Source organism: Agrobacterium sp. 22-221-1 (genome assembly GCF_053522445.1).
Genome location: NZ_JBNWCL010000001.1, coordinates 1 through 16105 on the forward strand (window position 1 = coordinate 1; position 16105 = coordinate 16105).

14 protein-coding genes are annotated in these 16105 nt (G+C 61.1%); 8 read left to right on the forward strand and 6 right to left on the reverse strand.

Annotation, left to right across the window (positions count from 1 at the left end):
* Window positions 1–375: 375 nt before the first annotated feature.
* The 3 genes from ACQZ5N_RS00005 (at window position 376) to recO (ending at window position 2480) form a co-directional block, all read left to right on the forward strand.
* A complete protein-coding gene (locus ACQZ5N_RS00005) occupies window positions 376–1128 on the forward strand; it encodes a Crp/Fnr family transcriptional regulator (protein ID WP_448731740.1) in 753 nt (250 codons plus the stop codon).
* A 138-nt stretch (window positions 1129–1266) separates the two neighbouring features.
* A complete protein-coding gene (locus ACQZ5N_RS00010; RefSeq protein ID WP_448731741.1) occupies window positions 1267–1644 on the forward strand; it encodes a response regulator in 378 nt (125 codons plus the stop codon).
* Window positions 1645–1700: 56 nt separating this feature from the next.
* Entirely contained in the window at window positions 1701–2480 is a 780-nt protein-coding gene (gene recO / locus ACQZ5N_RS00015) for a DNA repair protein RecO (RefSeq protein WP_003521134.1), read from the forward strand.
* On the opposite strand, the gene ACQZ5N_RS00020 is transcribed toward recO, so the two are convergent.
* Entirely contained in the window at window positions 2481–3695 is a 1215-nt protein-coding gene (locus ACQZ5N_RS00020; RefSeq protein WP_448731742.1) for an MFS transporter, read from the reverse strand.
* Between the two features lie 181 nt (window positions 3696–3876).
* On the opposite strand from ACQZ5N_RS00020, the gene ACQZ5N_RS00025 reads away from it, so the two are divergent.
* Entirely contained in the window at window positions 3877–4611 is a 735-nt protein-coding gene (locus ACQZ5N_RS00025; protein WP_448731743.1) for a class I SAM-dependent methyltransferase, read from the forward strand.
* A gap of 119 nt (window positions 4612–4730) precedes the next feature.
* Here the strand turns inward: ACQZ5N_RS00025 and ACQZ5N_RS00030 are convergent, their stop codons facing one another.
* From ACQZ5N_RS00030 to ACQZ5N_RS00045, 4 genes are all read right to left on the reverse strand, one after another.
* Window positions 4731–5573 (reverse strand): MOSC domain-containing protein, encoded by an 843-nt coding sequence (locus ACQZ5N_RS00030; protein ID WP_003521137.1) that lies wholly within the window; start codon window positions 5571–5573, stop codon window positions 4731–4733.
* An 11-nt stretch (window positions 5574–5584) separates the two neighbouring features.
* Entirely contained in the window at window positions 5585–6229 is a 645-nt protein-coding gene (locus ACQZ5N_RS00035) for an HD domain-containing protein (protein WP_448731744.1), read from the reverse strand.
* The gene (locus ACQZ5N_RS00040; RefSeq protein WP_448731745.1) at window positions 6226–8997 is read right to left on the reverse strand and encodes a DUF2339 domain-containing protein; all 2772 of its coding nucleotides are present in this window, start codon (window positions 8995–8997) and stop codon (window positions 6226–6228) included. The genes ACQZ5N_RS00035 and ACQZ5N_RS00040 overlap by 4 nt, the downstream gene beginning before the upstream one ends.
* 259 nt (window positions 8998–9256) lie before the next feature.
* Window positions 9257–10816: a VOC family protein gene (locus ACQZ5N_RS00045; protein WP_448731746.1), complete on the reverse strand. Its 1560-nt coding sequence runs from the start codon at window positions 10814–10816 to the stop codon at window positions 9257–9259.
* A gap of 290 nt (window positions 10817–11106) precedes the next feature.
* Here ACQZ5N_RS00045 and ACQZ5N_RS00050 point away from each other — a divergent pair, with 290 nt between their 5' ends.
* The 4 genes from ACQZ5N_RS00050 to xopAW all read left to right on the forward strand — a co-directional run bounded on the left by ACQZ5N_RS00050 (window position 11107) and on the right by xopAW (window position 15117).
* Complete coding sequence (locus ACQZ5N_RS00050; RefSeq protein WP_448731747.1) at window positions 11107–12150, forward strand: ABC transporter substrate-binding protein; 1044 nt, start codon at window positions 11107–11109, stop codon at window positions 12148–12150.
* Between the two features lie 253 nt (window positions 12151–12403).
* On the forward strand, window positions 12404–13192 hold the full coding sequence (locus tag ACQZ5N_RS00055; RefSeq protein ID WP_003520663.1) for an ABC transporter ATP-binding protein: 789 nt from the start codon (window positions 12404–12406) through the stop codon (window positions 13190–13192).
* Window positions 13189–14007, forward strand: coding sequence for an ABC transporter permease (locus tag ACQZ5N_RS00060; protein ID WP_269830728.1), 819 nt, complete (start codon window positions 13189–13191; stop codon window positions 14005–14007). Before ACQZ5N_RS00055 ends, ACQZ5N_RS00060 begins: the two co-directional genes overlap by 4 nt.
* Window positions 14008–14265: 258 nt before the next feature.
* The gene (gene xopAW / locus ACQZ5N_RS00065) at window positions 14266–15117 is read left to right on the forward strand and encodes a XopAW family type III secretion system calcium-binding effector (protein ID WP_448731748.1); all 852 of its coding nucleotides are present in this window, start codon (window positions 14266–14268) and stop codon (window positions 15115–15117) included.
* Window positions 15118–15280: 163 nt separating this feature from the next.
* Here xopAW and ACQZ5N_RS00070 read toward each other — a convergent pair whose 3' ends face one another.
* On the reverse strand, window positions 15281–15967 hold the full coding sequence (locus ACQZ5N_RS00070) for a metal-binding protein ZinT (protein ID WP_448731749.1): 687 nt from the start codon (window positions 15965–15967) through the stop codon (window positions 15281–15283).
* Between the last annotated feature and the right edge of the window lie 138 nt (window positions 15968–16105).

Below are 16105 nucleotides of genomic sequence, written 5' to 3' on the forward strand. Positions count from 1 at the left end.
CCATCGCCCGCAAACTGCTCGTCATCGCAAACGCCATGCTCAGGGATAAAACCACATTCAGGACACCCTGAGAATAATATCCGCCAATACAGTTGCCAGCCAGCCCAAGTCCTTGGGCTGAAAAGAGGCCTCTCGCCGCGCCGACGCGCGTCGACTGGATTCCGGCTCAAGGCCGGAATGACGGGCGGGAAATGTCGCGAACCAACGCGAACGTCGAGATTGCCCAAGCCCTTCGCTTTTGTGTGTTCGAGGGGGGGGGGACGCGACGCAATCCTTGAACGAACTGAATATCTTCACCCACCATCGGGAACCGAATACGTTCGGGCGGGTTGTTCCAAAACAATTGGGCGCAACCTTTTTCGATGACGGATATTCATGTCGCCAAAAAAACCGAACGGAATTTCCACCACCCCGTGCCAGCAATGTCCCCTGCGCGACCTGCCGCATTTCCGGGATTTTTCCTCTTCCGAACTGGATTTCGTCTCGCGTTTCAAGACGGGGGAGCTTGCGGTGGAGAGCGGCTCCGTGATCCTGATGGAAGGCTCGCACAGCGCCCATCTTTACACCGTTTTGCAGGGCTGGGCTTTCCGTTACAAGACGCTGGAGGACGGCCGGCGGCAAATCCTCAACTATGTCATGCCCGGCGATCTCGTCGGTCTTCAGGGCACGGTGATGGGGGAAATGCAGCATTCGGTGGAGGCGCTGTCGCCGGTGACGCTCTGCGTCTTCGAGCGCTCCCGCCTCAATAACCTTTTCACGGATCACCCGACGCTTGCCTATGACCTCACCTGGATTGCGGCGAGCGAGGAACGCATGCTCGACAGTCACCTCCTCAGCATCGGCCGGCGCACCGCGCTGGAACGCGCCGCCTATCTGATCGCGTTTCTTTATCGCAAGGCGAAAGCGGTCAATCTCATCCCCGGTGAAACACCGATCCCGGTCACCCAGCAACACGTTGCCGATACGCTCGGCCTGTCCATCGTTCACACCAACAAGACCTTGAGAAAGCTCGTCGATCGCGGTCTCATCCGCTGGACGGACAAGGGCTGTCTGGTGCTGGACGATGCCGGCTTGACCAGCGTGGCGGGTTGGGAAAGCGATGAAAAGCGGCAAAGACCCTTCATCTGATCTTCCTTTGACATGTCTTTTTTAAATGACGGTGGAGCCGTAATTTGCGACTCCTGTCGTGATATCTCACGGGAGAATCATGTCGGAGACCGCAGCTTCGAGCCGTGCGGTCGTCTTTTTTTGGGAAGAAGAAAACATATGGTGCCACAACGGGTTATCATCGTTGAGGATGAATATCTGGTGGCGCTCGATGTCGAAGCGGTTCTCCAGTCCATGGGGGTGGAATTCGTCGCCATCGCCACCACGCTTGCGCAGGCGAGGCAGGCCGTCGAAGAGGACGGCGCCGATTGCGTGCTTCTCGATGTCAGCCTCACCGACGGCAAGAGCTACGATTTCGCGCGCGGGCTGCGCGATGCGGGCATTCCCTTCGGTTTTGTCAGCGGTTATGGCGACACGACGGGTTTTCCGGAAGATCTCATGCACGCGCCGTTGCTCGGCAAACCCTTCGGGGAAAACGAAATTATCGATTTCGTTCTCAACCTCGTCGGCACGGCCGACGATGCCGTAAAAGAATAACGTTTTGCCGCCAGATCGGGTATGATCGGACCTGAATCGAAATTCGGACGCGTTTCATGCAGTGGCAGGAAGAGGCAATCATTCTCGGCGTCAAACGCCATGGCGAGACGAGTGTCATCGCCGAGGTGATGACCCCTTCGCGTGGCCGCCATCTGGGGCTGGTGCGTTCCGGCCGTTCCCGCAGCATGCAGCCCGTGCTTCAGGCGGGCAACCGGGTGGATGTCATCTGGCGGGCGCGCCTTCACGATCATCTGGGTGAATTCCGCATTGAGCCGCTGCAATTGCGCGCTGCGCAGCTGATGGAAACGGCGACCGCCGTTTATGGCGTGCAGGCCATGGGCGCGTTGCTCAGGCTTCTGCCGGAGCGCGATCCGCACCCGCATCTCTATCAGGCGCTGGATATCATTCTCGACAATCTGCATGACCCCGTCGATGCCGGGGAGTTATTCGTGCGCTTCGAACTGGCGGTGCTGAACGAACTCGGTTTCGGGCTCGATCTTACCGAATGCGCGGCGACGGGGCTGCGCACCGATCTCATCTATGTATCGCCGAAAACGGGCAGGGCGGTTTGCCGCACGGCAGGTGCGCCCTATGCGGAGCGGATGCTGTCGCTTCCGGCTTTCTTAAGCGAAGGCCAGTCGAAGGCCGCCGATCCTGACAGCCTCGCGGCGGCTTTCCGCCTCACCGCTCATTTCCTCAACCGGCATGTCTACGATCCGCGTGGCCTCAACGAAAACGCCGCCCGCGACGGTTTCGTGCAGGCGGCGCTGAAGGCGCTTGAGCGCAGGGCGACGGAGGGCAGGGCGATGCCGCCCGCCCTCGATAAGGCTGTCTGACTAGGCCATTGCAGGCCGCGGAGCCGGCCGTTCCTGAATGGGCCAATGTACGATGGCCGCGAAAATCCCCATGCCGACGCCCAGCCACCAGACGAGATCATAGGAACCCAGCCTGTCGTAAAGGAAGCCGCCGAGCCAGACGCCGAGGAACGAGCCGATCTGGTGCGACAGGAACACGACGCCGCCGAGCATGCCGAGATGGCGCGTGCCGAACATGATCGCCACCAGCGCGTTGGTCGGCGGCACGGTGGAAAGCCAGAGAATGCCCATCACGGCGGCGAAAATGATGACAGAAAGCGGCGATTGCGGCAGAAGCAGGAAAGCGGTGACGGCAACCGAACGGGCGAGATAGATATAGGCCAGCAGATAGGGCTTCGAATAACGCTGGGCGATGACGCCGGCGGCAAGCGACCCGATGATGTTGAAGAAGCCGATCAGCGCCATGGCGATGACGGCGTAGTGCGGTTCAATGCCGATATCGCCGAGATAGGCCGGGAAATGCGCGGTGATGAAGGCCACCTGAAAACCGCAGACGAAAAAGCCCGTGGTCAAAAGCAGGTAGCTTTTATGGCCGAGCGCTTCTTTCAGCGCCTCGCCCGCCGTCTGCTGGAACTGCGCCTGCGACTGGCTGCCGGAAGAGGAATTGCCGCGCATCGGAAAGGCGAGCAGCGGCACGAGCATCATCATCGCGGCAAGCCAGACGAGGCTGTCCGACCAGCCATAGGTGGAAATCAGGCCCTGGCTGATCGGCGCGAACAGGAACATGCCGGCTGAGCCCGCCGCGGTGCCGATGCCGAAGGCGAGCGAGCGCTGCTGCGGCGTGACATGGCGCGCAAAGGCCGAAAGGATGACGCTGAAGGAGCCGGCGGCAATGCCGAGCCCGACCAGCACGCCGCCGCCAAAATGCAGCCAGAAGGGCGAGGTGCCGAAGGACATGCAGATGAGGCCGGCGGCATAAAGCAGGCCGGAAAGCACGAGCACGCGGCCGGTGCCGTATTTATCGGCGATGGCGCCGAAGAAGGGCTGGCCGAGCCCCCAGAAGAGGTTCTGCAGAGCCATGGCGAGACCGAAGGTGGAGCGGTCCCAGCCGGTATCGGCGAGCATCGGCAGCTGGAAAAAGCCCATGGCCGAACGGGGGCCGAAGGTCATGACCGCGATCAGCGACCCGGCGGCGATAATCAGCCAGGGCATGGTCTGGCGTGTGGCTTGCGACATGAATATTCCCCCATCGCGGCGCCTCGTCCCAAAAAAAGAGGGACATGGCTTGCCGCGGATTCCGCTGCGATGGGATGAATATTATCTTTTGTCAGCCGGTCCCACTAGCGACTTTTCTTGACGGCCACTATTCATGCCATTGATGGAACGCCCTCGCATGCCGGCCACCGGAGAGACGACGATGAAACAGAATATCTACGACGATCCCGGGTTTTTCGAGCGTTACAGCGCCATGCCGCGCTCCGTGGAAGGTCTGCGTCAGGCCGGCGAGTGGCATGAATTGCGCGCCATGCTGCCGGGCCTGAAAGGCACGGAGTTTCTTGATCTCGGCTGTGGTTTCGGCTGGCATTGTCGTTATGCCGCAGAGCAGGGGGCGGCCCATATCGTTGGCGTCGATCTGTCGGAGAATATGCTGCGCCGCGCCGCCGAGATAAATGGCGGGCCCGGCATCGAATACCGTCACGCGGCTATCGAAGACATCGATTTTCCGCAGGAAAGTTTCGATGTGGTGCTGAGTTCTCTCGCCCTGCATTACGTCCGCGATCTCGACATGGCATTCGAAAAGATTTTCGCCGTGCTGAAATCCGGCGGCGATTTCATCTTTTCCATCGAACATCCCGTTTTCACGGCGCTGGAAAAACAGGACTGGTTTTATGGCGAGGATGGCGAAATCCTGCACTGGCCGCTCGATAATTATCAAAGCGAGGGCGTGCGCCATTCCAACTGGATGGCGGACAATGTGGTCAAATATCACCGCACGGTGTCAGGCATTCTCAACGGTCTCCTGGCCGCCGGATTCGTTTTGAAGCGGCTGGCGGAACCGAGGCCGGATCCCGCTTTGATGGCCGAGCGGCCGGAACTCAGGCACGAAGATCGCCGCCCGATTTTCCTGATTGTCGGAGCGCGCAAGCCGTGAGGCGATGAACCCTCCGTGTACTCATTCCTGTGACGAGTACAGGAATGAGGGAGAGAGGTGCGCCAGCCTATGAAACTTTTCGCCGTGGGTTGTGGGTTCGGTTTGACCGAACCAGTCGCTTACCGACGCTTGATCGCCCAGCCCTCCGGCCTTTCCTCGATCACCTTCGCCACATCGCCAACCGACAGCCTGCCTTCGCCACGCGGCGTCACGTTCCAGCCGAACAGCGGGCCGGGCACGCGCCGGTCGCCGGACATGCGGATACGGCCCATGGCCTTCATGGGGGAAGGCACATCGCGGGAGCCGGTCGTCTGGTCCTGCGTGGTCATGATGCAGCGGGCGCAGGGTTTGACGAGATCGAAGCGAATGCCGCCGATCTCGATGGCCGCCCAGCGGTCCTCGGCCCATGGCTCGTCCGTATCAAGCACGATATTGGGCCGGAAGCGCTCCATGCCGACCGCGTCCTCGCCATTGGCGCGCATATTGTCGTTCAGCGCGGCAAGCGAGGCGGTGGTGGTGACGAGAATCTGGTAACCGTCCGCAAAGGTGACCGGCGTTTCGTTGCCGGTCCATTCGAGGCTTGCAATGCGTTTCGAGGCGTCGTCGAAGAACACCAGCTTCACCTCGCGCCCCAGCCATGCCGAGAGCGTGTCGTTGGTCTCGCCATCCGCGATATTGGCGCTGACGATCGATTTCCACACCGCCACATCCATGCGCTCCCCGGAAGGCCTTGCGAGAACCTCGCCATTCGCTTCCCGCGAAAGCACCATGCCGCCATCCTCATGCCGGGCCAGAACCGTGGCAATGGCCGGCAATTCGCGCTGGGTGATGAAATGACCGGTGGGATCGATGAGCATGGCGCGACGGTCGCCCGGCAGGCCTTCTGCCGAAACAATGCTTTCGGAGAGGGGAATGCCGCGCGCGCTTTTCAGCGGATAGATGTTGAGTTCGGTCACACGCATCTCGGGTCTCCTCAAATCTCGTCGAGAAACAGGTCCAGCACCTGTTTCAGCCGCTCATGGCGGGCCTTGGCCATCTGCCGGCCCGTCTCGGTGCGAAAGCCGTCGGCCAGCTTGAACAGCTTGGTTTCGAAATGGTCGATGGCAAAGGCGCGGTCGTCAAGCGGCCGCTCCTTCGCCAGCGGGTCGACCGGGTCGTAAAGCGCCGAACCCATGCGCCCGGCAATATAAAAGCAGCGCGCCGCCCCCACCATACCGATGGCGTCCAGCCGGTCGGCATCCTGAAGGATTTTCGCCTCCAGCGTCTGCGGCTCGATATTGGCGGAAAAGCTGTGGGTGGTGATGGCATGGGCGGCGGCGTCGATATCCGCCTGTTGCCAGCCGAGAGACCCGAGAATGCCCGAGGCTTTTTCCGCCGCGAGCCGTGAGGCCTGTGCGCGGAGCGGCGAGTTCTTCTCCACCGCCACGCAATCATGCAACAGCACGCTGGCGGCCAGCACGGTGCCATCGCCGCCTTCGCCCTCGTGGATGCGCATGGCGTTGCGGAAGACGCGGTGAATATGGGCAAGATCATGCGAGCCGTCGCCCGTATCGGCGGCGTGCGGTATCAAATCCTGCGCAAGCGCCGCATAGGGCGCGAAAGCCTCGGCCGCGATCATGCCTGCGGCTTCCGGGTGAGGATTTTCTGGTAGAACAGGCCGATGCCGATCAGCACCGCGCCGAGACCGATGAAGGACAGCGCCCTGAGCACGCCTTCGAGGTTGCTCATGTCGATCAGGAAGGCCTTGGCCACCGAGATCAGCACGAAGGCGGCCGATGCAAGACGCAGGCTGCGGGCATTGAAGCGCGAGCCGAGCACGAGCAGCAACACGCCGATCAGCAGCCAGACCACCGAATAGCTATAGGTCTCTCCCTGCAGAAAGCCCTTCCAGTCGGCGATGTTCTCGCCCTGCCAGAAACGGCGCACGGAAAGCGTGGCCCAGGCAAAGCCGAGTGCCGCACCGGCCACCGCCAGCATGCTGACATAGGGCGGCGGACGTTTTCCGCGCGCATAATAGGCAAGGCCGCCATAGGCGAGCGCCGGCAACAGGTAACCGATCAGCAGCAGGTTGAGGAACGGAATGCTGCCGGTATTTTCACCGGTGAAATAGGGGTTGAGCGTGAAGAAATGCATCGTCAGCACGTTGATGACGGCAATCACGCCAGCAATCATCGAGCCATAGCGGAAGACGGGGCTGGGGCTCTTGAGATCGAGCGTCATCAACACGCCCGAGAAGCCGATGGTCAGCAGCGTGTAGATCGACTGTTCGCCAAGCGTCGGCACGCTGTCATCCAGCGTGCCGCCATTCATCGCGTGGCGGATGAGGATGGCGACGGCGAGAAGGCCCATGACGCTGGCAATCGCCTGCAGGAAGTTCTTCGCCCTGACCCCCGGCCAGTCGCGCAGCAGCCATGCCGAGGCGACGGCCAGCAGTGCGGGAATGCCGTAACCCGGCAGAAGCGCGTTGAAGACCGGCGTGAGCCCAAGATTTTGCGGCCCGACAATGGTGGGTTCCCAGGCGATGCGGCCGAGAACGGCAACGCTTGCCACCGCCATCACCCATGGCAGCACATCCCAGTTGCGGTAACGTGTCGCGAGCACATAAACGAAACCGATGACGGAGAGCAGCACGGTCGTCGCAAGCCCCTGCGTCAGCGTGTGCAGGCAAAGCGCGAAGGCGGCGAAGGAGCCGAGCACGAGGATGTTCAGCGGCGTGCGATAGGCCTCGTCGTTCTGCCGGTGCAGCCACTCGGCGCCTGCAAGCAACACCAGCCCGAGGCCAAGGCCATAGGCGGCGTGCAGCCAGTCGCGGCCGAGATTGCCGTATTCGACAAAGCTTGCGGTGGCGAGCCAGACGGGGAAAAGTGCTGCGATACCGGCCCAGAGCTGGCCGAAATCCGCATCGTCAGCGCCTTTGCGTTTCAGGAAAGAGAAGGCGCAGAGCACGAAGACGGCCCCGAGGCCGAGCGCCATGGCGATTTCCGCCGTGTAGCCGACCGATACGGGCGGAAGGGACACGGACGTATCGTTGATGAGGCCGATGAAGTCGATGCCCTGCCGCGACATCAGCGACACGGCAGCCTGCGCACCGAGCGCTGCTATAATGGCGGGCCAGACCGCATAGTGGCGGGCGGCACCAAGGGCCGTAAGGGCGGCGATGAGCGCTGAAACGATGAGCGCCGGATGGGTGTCGATACCGCCATCGGCAAACAGGAAACCGATGGCCGGCAGGATCACGGCCATCGAGACGGTGAGATTGAGGGCGAGCGACGGGCGCAGCAGAAGCCGCAGGGCGCGGATGGCGCGCCGCTCGGGAGCGGCGGTTTCGCCGGCCTCGGCAGGCGGCGTGTCGAATGTCTTTCCGGGCCAGAGGAATATGGTTCCCGCCAGCATGACGAGCAGGGCAAGCGTTGGCGGTTCGGCGCTGATCGTTTCGGAAAAGCCGATATAGCCGAGCGCCCAAAGGCCGAGGCCGGCATTGGCGAGAGAGGGAACCACGGTCCAGCCCTGCCTGCGCGCCGCGGCCGCTGTTGCCAGCCAGGAGATGGTGAGGAACACGAAGAGCGCCCAGATATTCGGCGTTTCGGTGGAAATCAGCGCCGGCGTCAACATCGAGCCGAGAAGGCCGAGGCCGGCCAGCGCCTGCCCGTGCAGCAGCGAAAGCCCGATGGTGGCGAAGGCGACGAGCCCAAGCAGACCAAAAGCCGCGCCGGGGCCGATATAGCCGTAAATGCCATAGGCGGCGTAGACGACGCCGAACAGCGTCAAGGCGCCGGCCGCCGTCAGCACGCCCGGTATCATGGCGTTGGAATAGGTGGCGGCGATGCCCGGCACCGCCTTGCGGCGGACTGCCTCGCCGGCAAGTCCGAGGACGAAGCCGAAAATGGCGGCGAGCGACAGCCTGACCGCCGGGCTGAGCAGCCCCGACTCGATCGAATATTTGACGAGGAAAATACCGCCGAGCGCCAGCGCCAGCCCGCCTGCCCAGACGGCCCAGCGCGCGCCGAGCAGGCTTTCGAAGCTTTCCTTCGTTGCCGGTGCTGATGCCGTATCGCTCGCAGGAGCGGAAGGTGCTTCCTCGCGGACGGCGTCTTCCGCCTGCGCCATGGCCGCGGCTTCCTGCGGCTCGGAGGCGTATTCAGCCTGGGAGGCTGCGTCTTCCGCAGGCGTCCTGCTTTCCCCTTCCGCCTCGAAATCCGGTTTTGCCGTGGATTCCGCGCTCTCCGCCTGCGCCGCCACAGGCGACGTCACGCCCGCAGCCATCAGCCGCTTGAGACTGAGAACTTCCCGTTCCAGCGACTTGATTCGACTTGAATTGCGGATGCTCGCGACCAGCGTGTAGATGAAGGCCGCAACGAGGGCGAGGATAAACAGCGGGATTTCCAAACGGACTCTCCAATTACGAAGCTGTTTTTAAAGCCCTTTTGGTGAATTTATGCAAGGCCCGGTTGATGACGGATGCGGCTGGCGAGGGAGTAAGCCGCTTGTTTCTTCTCCCCGCCGGGGAGAAGTCCGCGGCAGCGGGATGAGGGGGCAAGGGTAGAGATATACGGAGAGCTTGCCCCCTCATCCGACCCTTCGGGCCACCTTCTCCCCGGCGGGGAGAAGAAACGGGAGGCCCCCGCGTGCCCACTGCGCATTCAAATCAGGAAACATCCGCCAGCCAGCGCCGCGCCGCTTCGATATCGGCAAGCCCGAGCTCATGCCCGTCTTCGACCGTTTCCATTTCGGCTCTTGCTCCGCTCGCCGCCAGCCGGCCCCGCAATTCGTGCGCCTTGTCGAGATATTTGTCCCGTTCTCCCGCCACAAGCAGGAAATTGCGGCCGGAAAGATCGGACTGCGGCCATGTTTCCAGAACCGGCATCGGGCGATAGAGCAGCGCGTCTCCGGCAAGTTCGGGATAAAGTGCTGCAAAGGCCGCGTAGAAATTTGCGCCATTGGAATGGCCGATAAACCGCAGTTTCGAACGGTCGAGACCATAGGACCGTATCGCCCCCTCCACGAAGGCGGCGAAGGCTTCTGCTTCTGCGACGATATCCTTCTGGTCGAAGCTGAAATCGGGATTGCGGCGGAACCAGCGGGCGATGTCTTCCTCCGTGCTGCGGCCGCGCACGCCGAGAAGCGTTGCGCGCGGTGCTGCCCGGTGCGCCAGCGGCATCAGGCTGGTTTCGCTGCCGCCGGAACCGTGCAGCAGGATGATGGTGCTGCCATCCGGCTCCTCGGGCGTATAGAAACGGTGCACGAAGGGCAGGTCGCGATAGACGATGCGCTCTTCGCCCGGCATCGCAAATTGCGGCAGGGCGACACGCACATCCGCCTCGTCCTTCATGAAGAGCGGCGGGATGAACAGTTTTTCCCCAAGCGATTCCAACGGTTCGTCCACTGTCATGCCCGGCCCGTCGGTTGCCATTTCGATCAGCACGCCGCCCGGTTCGCGGACGTAGAGCGAGTGGAAATATTTGCGGTCATGGGCGTTGGTGGTGCTGGAATTCAGCGATTTCAGCCCGGTATGAACCGCGTTCAGCTCATCCATGTCCTTCGCCCGGAAGGCGATATGATCGACGGTGCCGGTGCCCGGCGCGCTCGACCAGAAGCCGGTGGCGTCGCGCACATCGATAATGTCGCCGCTTTCGGAAACGAGCCGGCGGATTGCGCCTGCCTGGCTTTCCTGCCGGTAACCGAAATGTTTCTCCAGAAACGCCACGGTTTCTTCCGGCACTTCGCTCAGCACCGTCGCGCCATAGATGCGGCGAATGGCGTCCTCGGCGGAAATATCGTCCGTCACATGCGGTGTGGCGTCGGCAAAGGCGTGGGTGCCGACCAGCTTGACGATCAGGCCGTCAGGATCTTTCAGCCGGATGACCGGAGCGCCGAACTCATCGGAGGGGCCTTCCGCCCGGATGCCGAATTTCAGCGCCCGCGTCAGCCAGAAGCCGATAGCGGCGGGATCGATGGCCACGGAAATCTCCAGCGTCTGGCCATAGCCGACACGGCCCTGGCCGCCATCTTCCCAGACGAGAAAGGTGAGAAGCGAGCCGGGCGAGGCGATATCGTCGCCATAAAGCAGGTGCAGCTGCATGGCGTCTTCGAAACCGGCCGTGCGCTTGGCCAGCCTCAGGCCCAGAAAGCCGGCGTAAAAATCCACATTCGCCTGCACCTTCTGGGTAATCATGGTGATGTGGTGTATGCCCAGTGCAGAATTCATCTTGCCGTCCCGCTGTTTCGCCTGCTGTTCGTGGCCCTATTTGTCGCACGCTGCCCCTGATCCGCAACCCCGGCAAATGAGAACGCTGTGTTCTCTGCGTGAACGATCCCGCTTTCGCTTCGTTGCATGCGCGATGGGCAAAATGCCGGCTTTTTGCCTGCCTTGTGCGCGTTTGTGCATATAAAATAAGCATACAAAATAACGGCTATTTTGTATGCAATTTTATCTTGCCTTGAGGGCTGGAATTGGGTCTTATGCAACCAATCCAACAAAACCATCAGGGGGAATAGATGATTTTAACGCGCAGGTTGTTGACCAGGGCTCTGGCCATTACCGCCATCGGTGTAACCGCTGGTTTTTCGCTGCCGGTCGTCGAGGCGCGGGCCGAAACGCCGGTGAAATTCACGCTCGACTGGAAGTTCGAAGGCCCCGCCGCCGGTTTCCTGCTGGCGCTCGACAAGGGTTACTTCAGGGCTGAAGGCCTCGATGTCACCATCGACAGCGGCAACGGCTCGGTGGAAGCCATTCCGCGCGTGGCGACCGGCGCCTACCAGATGGGTTTCGGCGATATCAACTCGGTGATGAAGTTCCTCGACGAAGATCCGAGCCAGAAGATCAAGGCCGTTTATATGGTCTATGAGCGCCCGACTTTTGCCGTGGTGGGCCGCAAGTCGCTCGGTGTCACCGGCGATCCGAAGTCGCTGGAAGGCAAGAAGCTCGGTGCGCCGCCGCCGGATGGCGCCTTTGCGCAATGGCCCGCCTTCAAGCAGGTCGCAGGTCTCGATGACAGCAAGATCAAGATCGAATCGATCGGTTTTCCGGTGCGTGAACCGATGCTCGCCAAGGGCGATGTCAACGCCGTTTTCGGCTTTGCCTTTTCGGTGATCCTCAACCTCAAGAAGCAGGGCATCGCCGATGACGATATCTCGACCATCCTGATGGCCGAGCACGGCTTGAATCTCTATGGCAATGCGGTGCTGGTAAACACTGATTTCGCAGAGAAAAACCCGGATGCCGTGAAGGGCTTCCTGAAAGCGCTGGCCAAGGGCTTCGCCGATTCCGTCAAGAACCCCGAAGAGGGCGTGGCGGCCGTGCTCAAGCGTAACGAGACGCTCGACAGCGCCATCGAGCTTGAACGCCTCAACATGGCCAACAGCATGAATATCAAGACGCCCTATGTGGTGGAAAACGGCATGGGCGGCGTCGATCCGGCCCGGCTTTCCGCCTCCATCGAGACGCTGAAAGTTTCCCTCGGCCTGAAGGGCAACGTCAAGGCGGAGCAGGTCTTCGACGCGACCTATCTGCCGGTCAAGGAAGAACGCATGCTTCCCTGATTGGGATAGCCGTTGCGGATAGAGCGAGCGGGCGCCGCAAATTTCTTCTCCCCGCCGGGGAGAAGGTCGCGGCAGCGGGATGAGGGGGCAAGGGTGCGGTCTATCGCTGACGTTGCCCCCTCATCCGACCCTTCGGGCCACCTTCTCCCCGGCGGGGAGAAGAAACAAGCAGCGACGCCGGGCGTAAGCGATTGCCTCGAAATTGAGGCGAGGATGATGGGGCCGCGGGCGCGCGCCAAAATAGGGAACAGCAATGTCACATCTCGTGGAAATAGACAGTGTGGACATGCGCTATGGCGGCTCCGCCGGCACGCTGGCCGTATCCGGTTTGAATCTCACGGTCGACAAGGGCGAATTCGCGGCCGTGGTCGGCCCCTCCGGCTGCGGCAAGTCGACCCTGATGAAACTGGTGACGGGACTGCATATTCCGCAGAAGGGCAATGTCATCGTTGCCGGGCGGCAGGTCACGGAGCCGGTTTCCATTGTCGGCATGGCGTTTCAGAACCCGACGATGCTGCCCTGGCGCACCACGCTTGAGAACATCCTGCTGCCGCTGGAGATCGTCGAGAAACATCGCCGACGCCTGCGCGCCCACAAGGCGGAATATGTCGCGAAAGCCGAGCGCCTTCTGGAAATCGTCGGCCTGAAGGGTTTTGGTTCGAAGTATCCGTGGCAGCTTTCCGGCGGCATGCAGCAGCGCGCCAATCTTTGCCGGGCCCTGATCCACGAGCCGGAACTGCTGATGCTGGACGAGCCTTTCGGCGCGCTCGATGCCTTCACCCGCGAGGAATTGTGGTGCGTCATCCGCGACCTGCACGCCGCGCAGCGCGTCACCATCATCCTCGTGACCCATGATCTGCGCGAGGCGACATTTCTGGCCGACAAGATTTTCGTGATGAGCGCAAGGCCGGGCCGGGTGCTGGCGGAACACCGCGTGCCGTTTGCCCGCCCGCGCCAGCTCGATATCATGTATGACAAGGGTTTCAACGATATGGTGCAGGAACTGCATGGCGAGATCGCGCAGGCGAGGGTGGCGGCATGAGCGCGATCATGGAAAGCACCGTTGCGGCCGAGCCGCGCAAGCCGCTGATTGCCCGCGTCAACTGGGTGAAAGCCGCCCCCTGGCTTTATACGCTGGCGCTTTTCGTGTTGTGGGAACTGTTGGTCTACGCGCTGAAAATGCCGCCCACCATTCTGCCGTCACCGGTAAGGGTCGGGCAGGCCATCGTGCAATATTGGTCGCCGATCTGGAAGAATTCGCTGCAGACGCTTTATACCACGACGCTGGGTTTCGCCATTGCGGTGGCCGCCGGCCTCGCTATCGGCCTGTTCATCGGCTGGTCCAAAACCATCTATGCCGGGCTTTATCCGCTGATGATCGGCTTCAACGCCATCCCGAAAGTGGCGCTGGTGCCGATCCTCGTCATCTGGTTCGGCATCGGCACGGTTCCCGCCGTGTTAACCGCCTTCCTGATCTCTTTCTTCCCCATCGTCGTCAACGTCGCGACCGGGCTTGCCACCATAGAGCCGGAAACGGAAGATGTGCTGCGGGCGCTTGGCGCAAAGAAGATGGACATCATGCTGAAGGTCGGCATTCCGCGCTCCATGCCCTATTTCTTCGGTTCGCTGAAAATAGCCATCACGCTCGCCTTTGTCGGCTCGGTCGTGTCGGAAACCGTCGCCTCCAATTACGGCCTCGGCAACATGATGAGTTCGGCGCAGAGCCAGTTCAATGTGCCGCTCGTCTTTGCCGGCCTGCTGATGCTCGCGGTGGAAGGCATCGTCATGTATGCGATCATGGCCTGGCTTGAAAAGCGCATGACCGGCTGGGCGCATCGCTCCACCATGGGGCAGTAATGGAGGCCGCCTGGATGCGGCCACTCTTTGCCAGCGATTCGGTTAATTACAGCCTCAGTGAGCGGTGATTCCGACGCTGCGCGAATGGCGTGGTCATTGTTATTTCATTGTATAATATAACTTTTTACGGCTCGAAAATATTTTTGCCTGATAAAGCAAATCACGATATTGTGTAGTGGTTCGCCTTTATCGCGTGACGCGGACATGTCCCCCCCTTGAACTAATCAGCTTTGAAAAATCCGTTGACGGGAGACCTGTATGACCAGCGTTTCATCGCTTGGCGCTTACCAATATAGCGCGAAGAATTATAGCAGCCTTGACAGGAATGGTGACGGCATCGTGAGTGCCGACGAAATCCAGGCGTCCGCCAAGTCGGGAAACGGCATTTCCTCGCTGGGGTCAGATCAGGAGGACAGCGGCGCTGCAGGCGGTGCGGCGACGAACCAGCTGCTCACGATGCTCGTGAACATGATCATGAATCTTTCGAGTGGCCAATCATCCGGATCGTCGGATTCATCCGGCGGAAATTCGCCGGGCAGCGCGGATCGGCTTGCTGAGCTGGATACGGATGGCGACGGTTCCCTGTCCGCGAGCGAGTTTCTTGCCGGACGCCCTGAGGATGTCAGCGAGGATATGGCGACGAACCTGTTTACGCAGCTCGATACCGATGGCGATGGTGTTGTCAGCAGCGAGGAGTTTTCCGCAATGGCGCCGCCCAAGGGTCCGCGGCCGGGTTCCGCCGGTGGGCCTGATGCTCGAGACAGCGCGGATATGCTTGCCGACCTGGATACGGACGGCGACGGCTCCCTCTCCGTAAGCGAGTTCCTTGCTGGACGCCCAGAGGATGTCAGCGAGGACATGGCGACGAACCTGTTCACGCAGCTCGATACTGATGGCGATGGTGTTGTCAGCAGTGACGAATTGTCTGCCATGACGCCGCCCAAAGGTCCGCCGCCGCCGGATATTTCGGCTGGTCGGACTGGCGAGGATGATCAATCGACAGAGAGTGCAACAGCTATCGAAGACCTTCTGTCGCGTCTGGAAGAGATCGCCAAGGCGTATATGGCTTTTAATACGGATGAAGCGGCAACTCAGTCCATTACGGCCTGATGTTGCATTGGGAAAGGGTTGGCTGAGACCGCTCCAGAGCCTGCAAGAGCCTCGCATCCGGCTCTTGCAGTGGTGTTTCTTGCCGAGGTGGGCAGGCGTGGCCTCTGGCTGAATGCGATCGCCCTGCGCAATGGCAGGGCGTCTTTCTCGCATCCGGGCGCTCTCAATGCGCCGCCATTTCTTCCACAATATCGCCGCCATCCATCAGGAACGGGTAGTAGGTCGGCCAATTGGTCACTTCGTCCAGCAATGCCTTGCGGTCGTTGCCCCAGTAGAGATGGTAGTGGCCCGCTTTGACCGGGGCGATGGAGTGGTCGCTGAACTGGATGAATTGCGGCGCGGCCTCGTCGCCGCCGGTTTTCTTGAAGATGTAGCGGACACCGCGATTGCCCTTCTTGTAGGTCAGGATTTCATGGCCATCGCTGACATAGGTGCCTTCAGCGGGTTTGCCGTCCTTATAAAACGCCACGCTGTCGCTCTTGATGACGATGCGGTTCACATCGGTCTTGTAACCGATTTCGTAATAGGCACGGTACTCCGCCGCCGTCTTGTCGCCATGCGCTGCCTTTTCGGCCATGATGGAATCGAGCGAGCCGTTCAGCAGGTAGGGATAGACCGACTGCCAGTCGCCTTCCCAGTCGGAAAGCGTGCGCGTCTTCACCTGCGCATCCTCGAAATAACCCTTGTAGATCTGCTTTTCAGCCTCGGTCATCTGGTGGCCGTGATCGTGCCCATGGTCGTGGCTGTGGGCTGCGGATTTGTCGCCACCGGCAGCCATTGCCGCGGTCGCCGCCAACAGCAGGGAACCAAGTGCGACGGCGCCGGTGACGCGGGTGAGTATCTTCTGCATTGTTTCGGCCCTCTCATATCGATAAAGATAGTTACGTAATAACATTACGTATCGACCTATAGAGGCCGCGTTCGCGGGATGCAAGTGTGCGCTCCAACGTGGCGCAACGAAAAAGCGCGATGGCTGTTGCAGCCACCG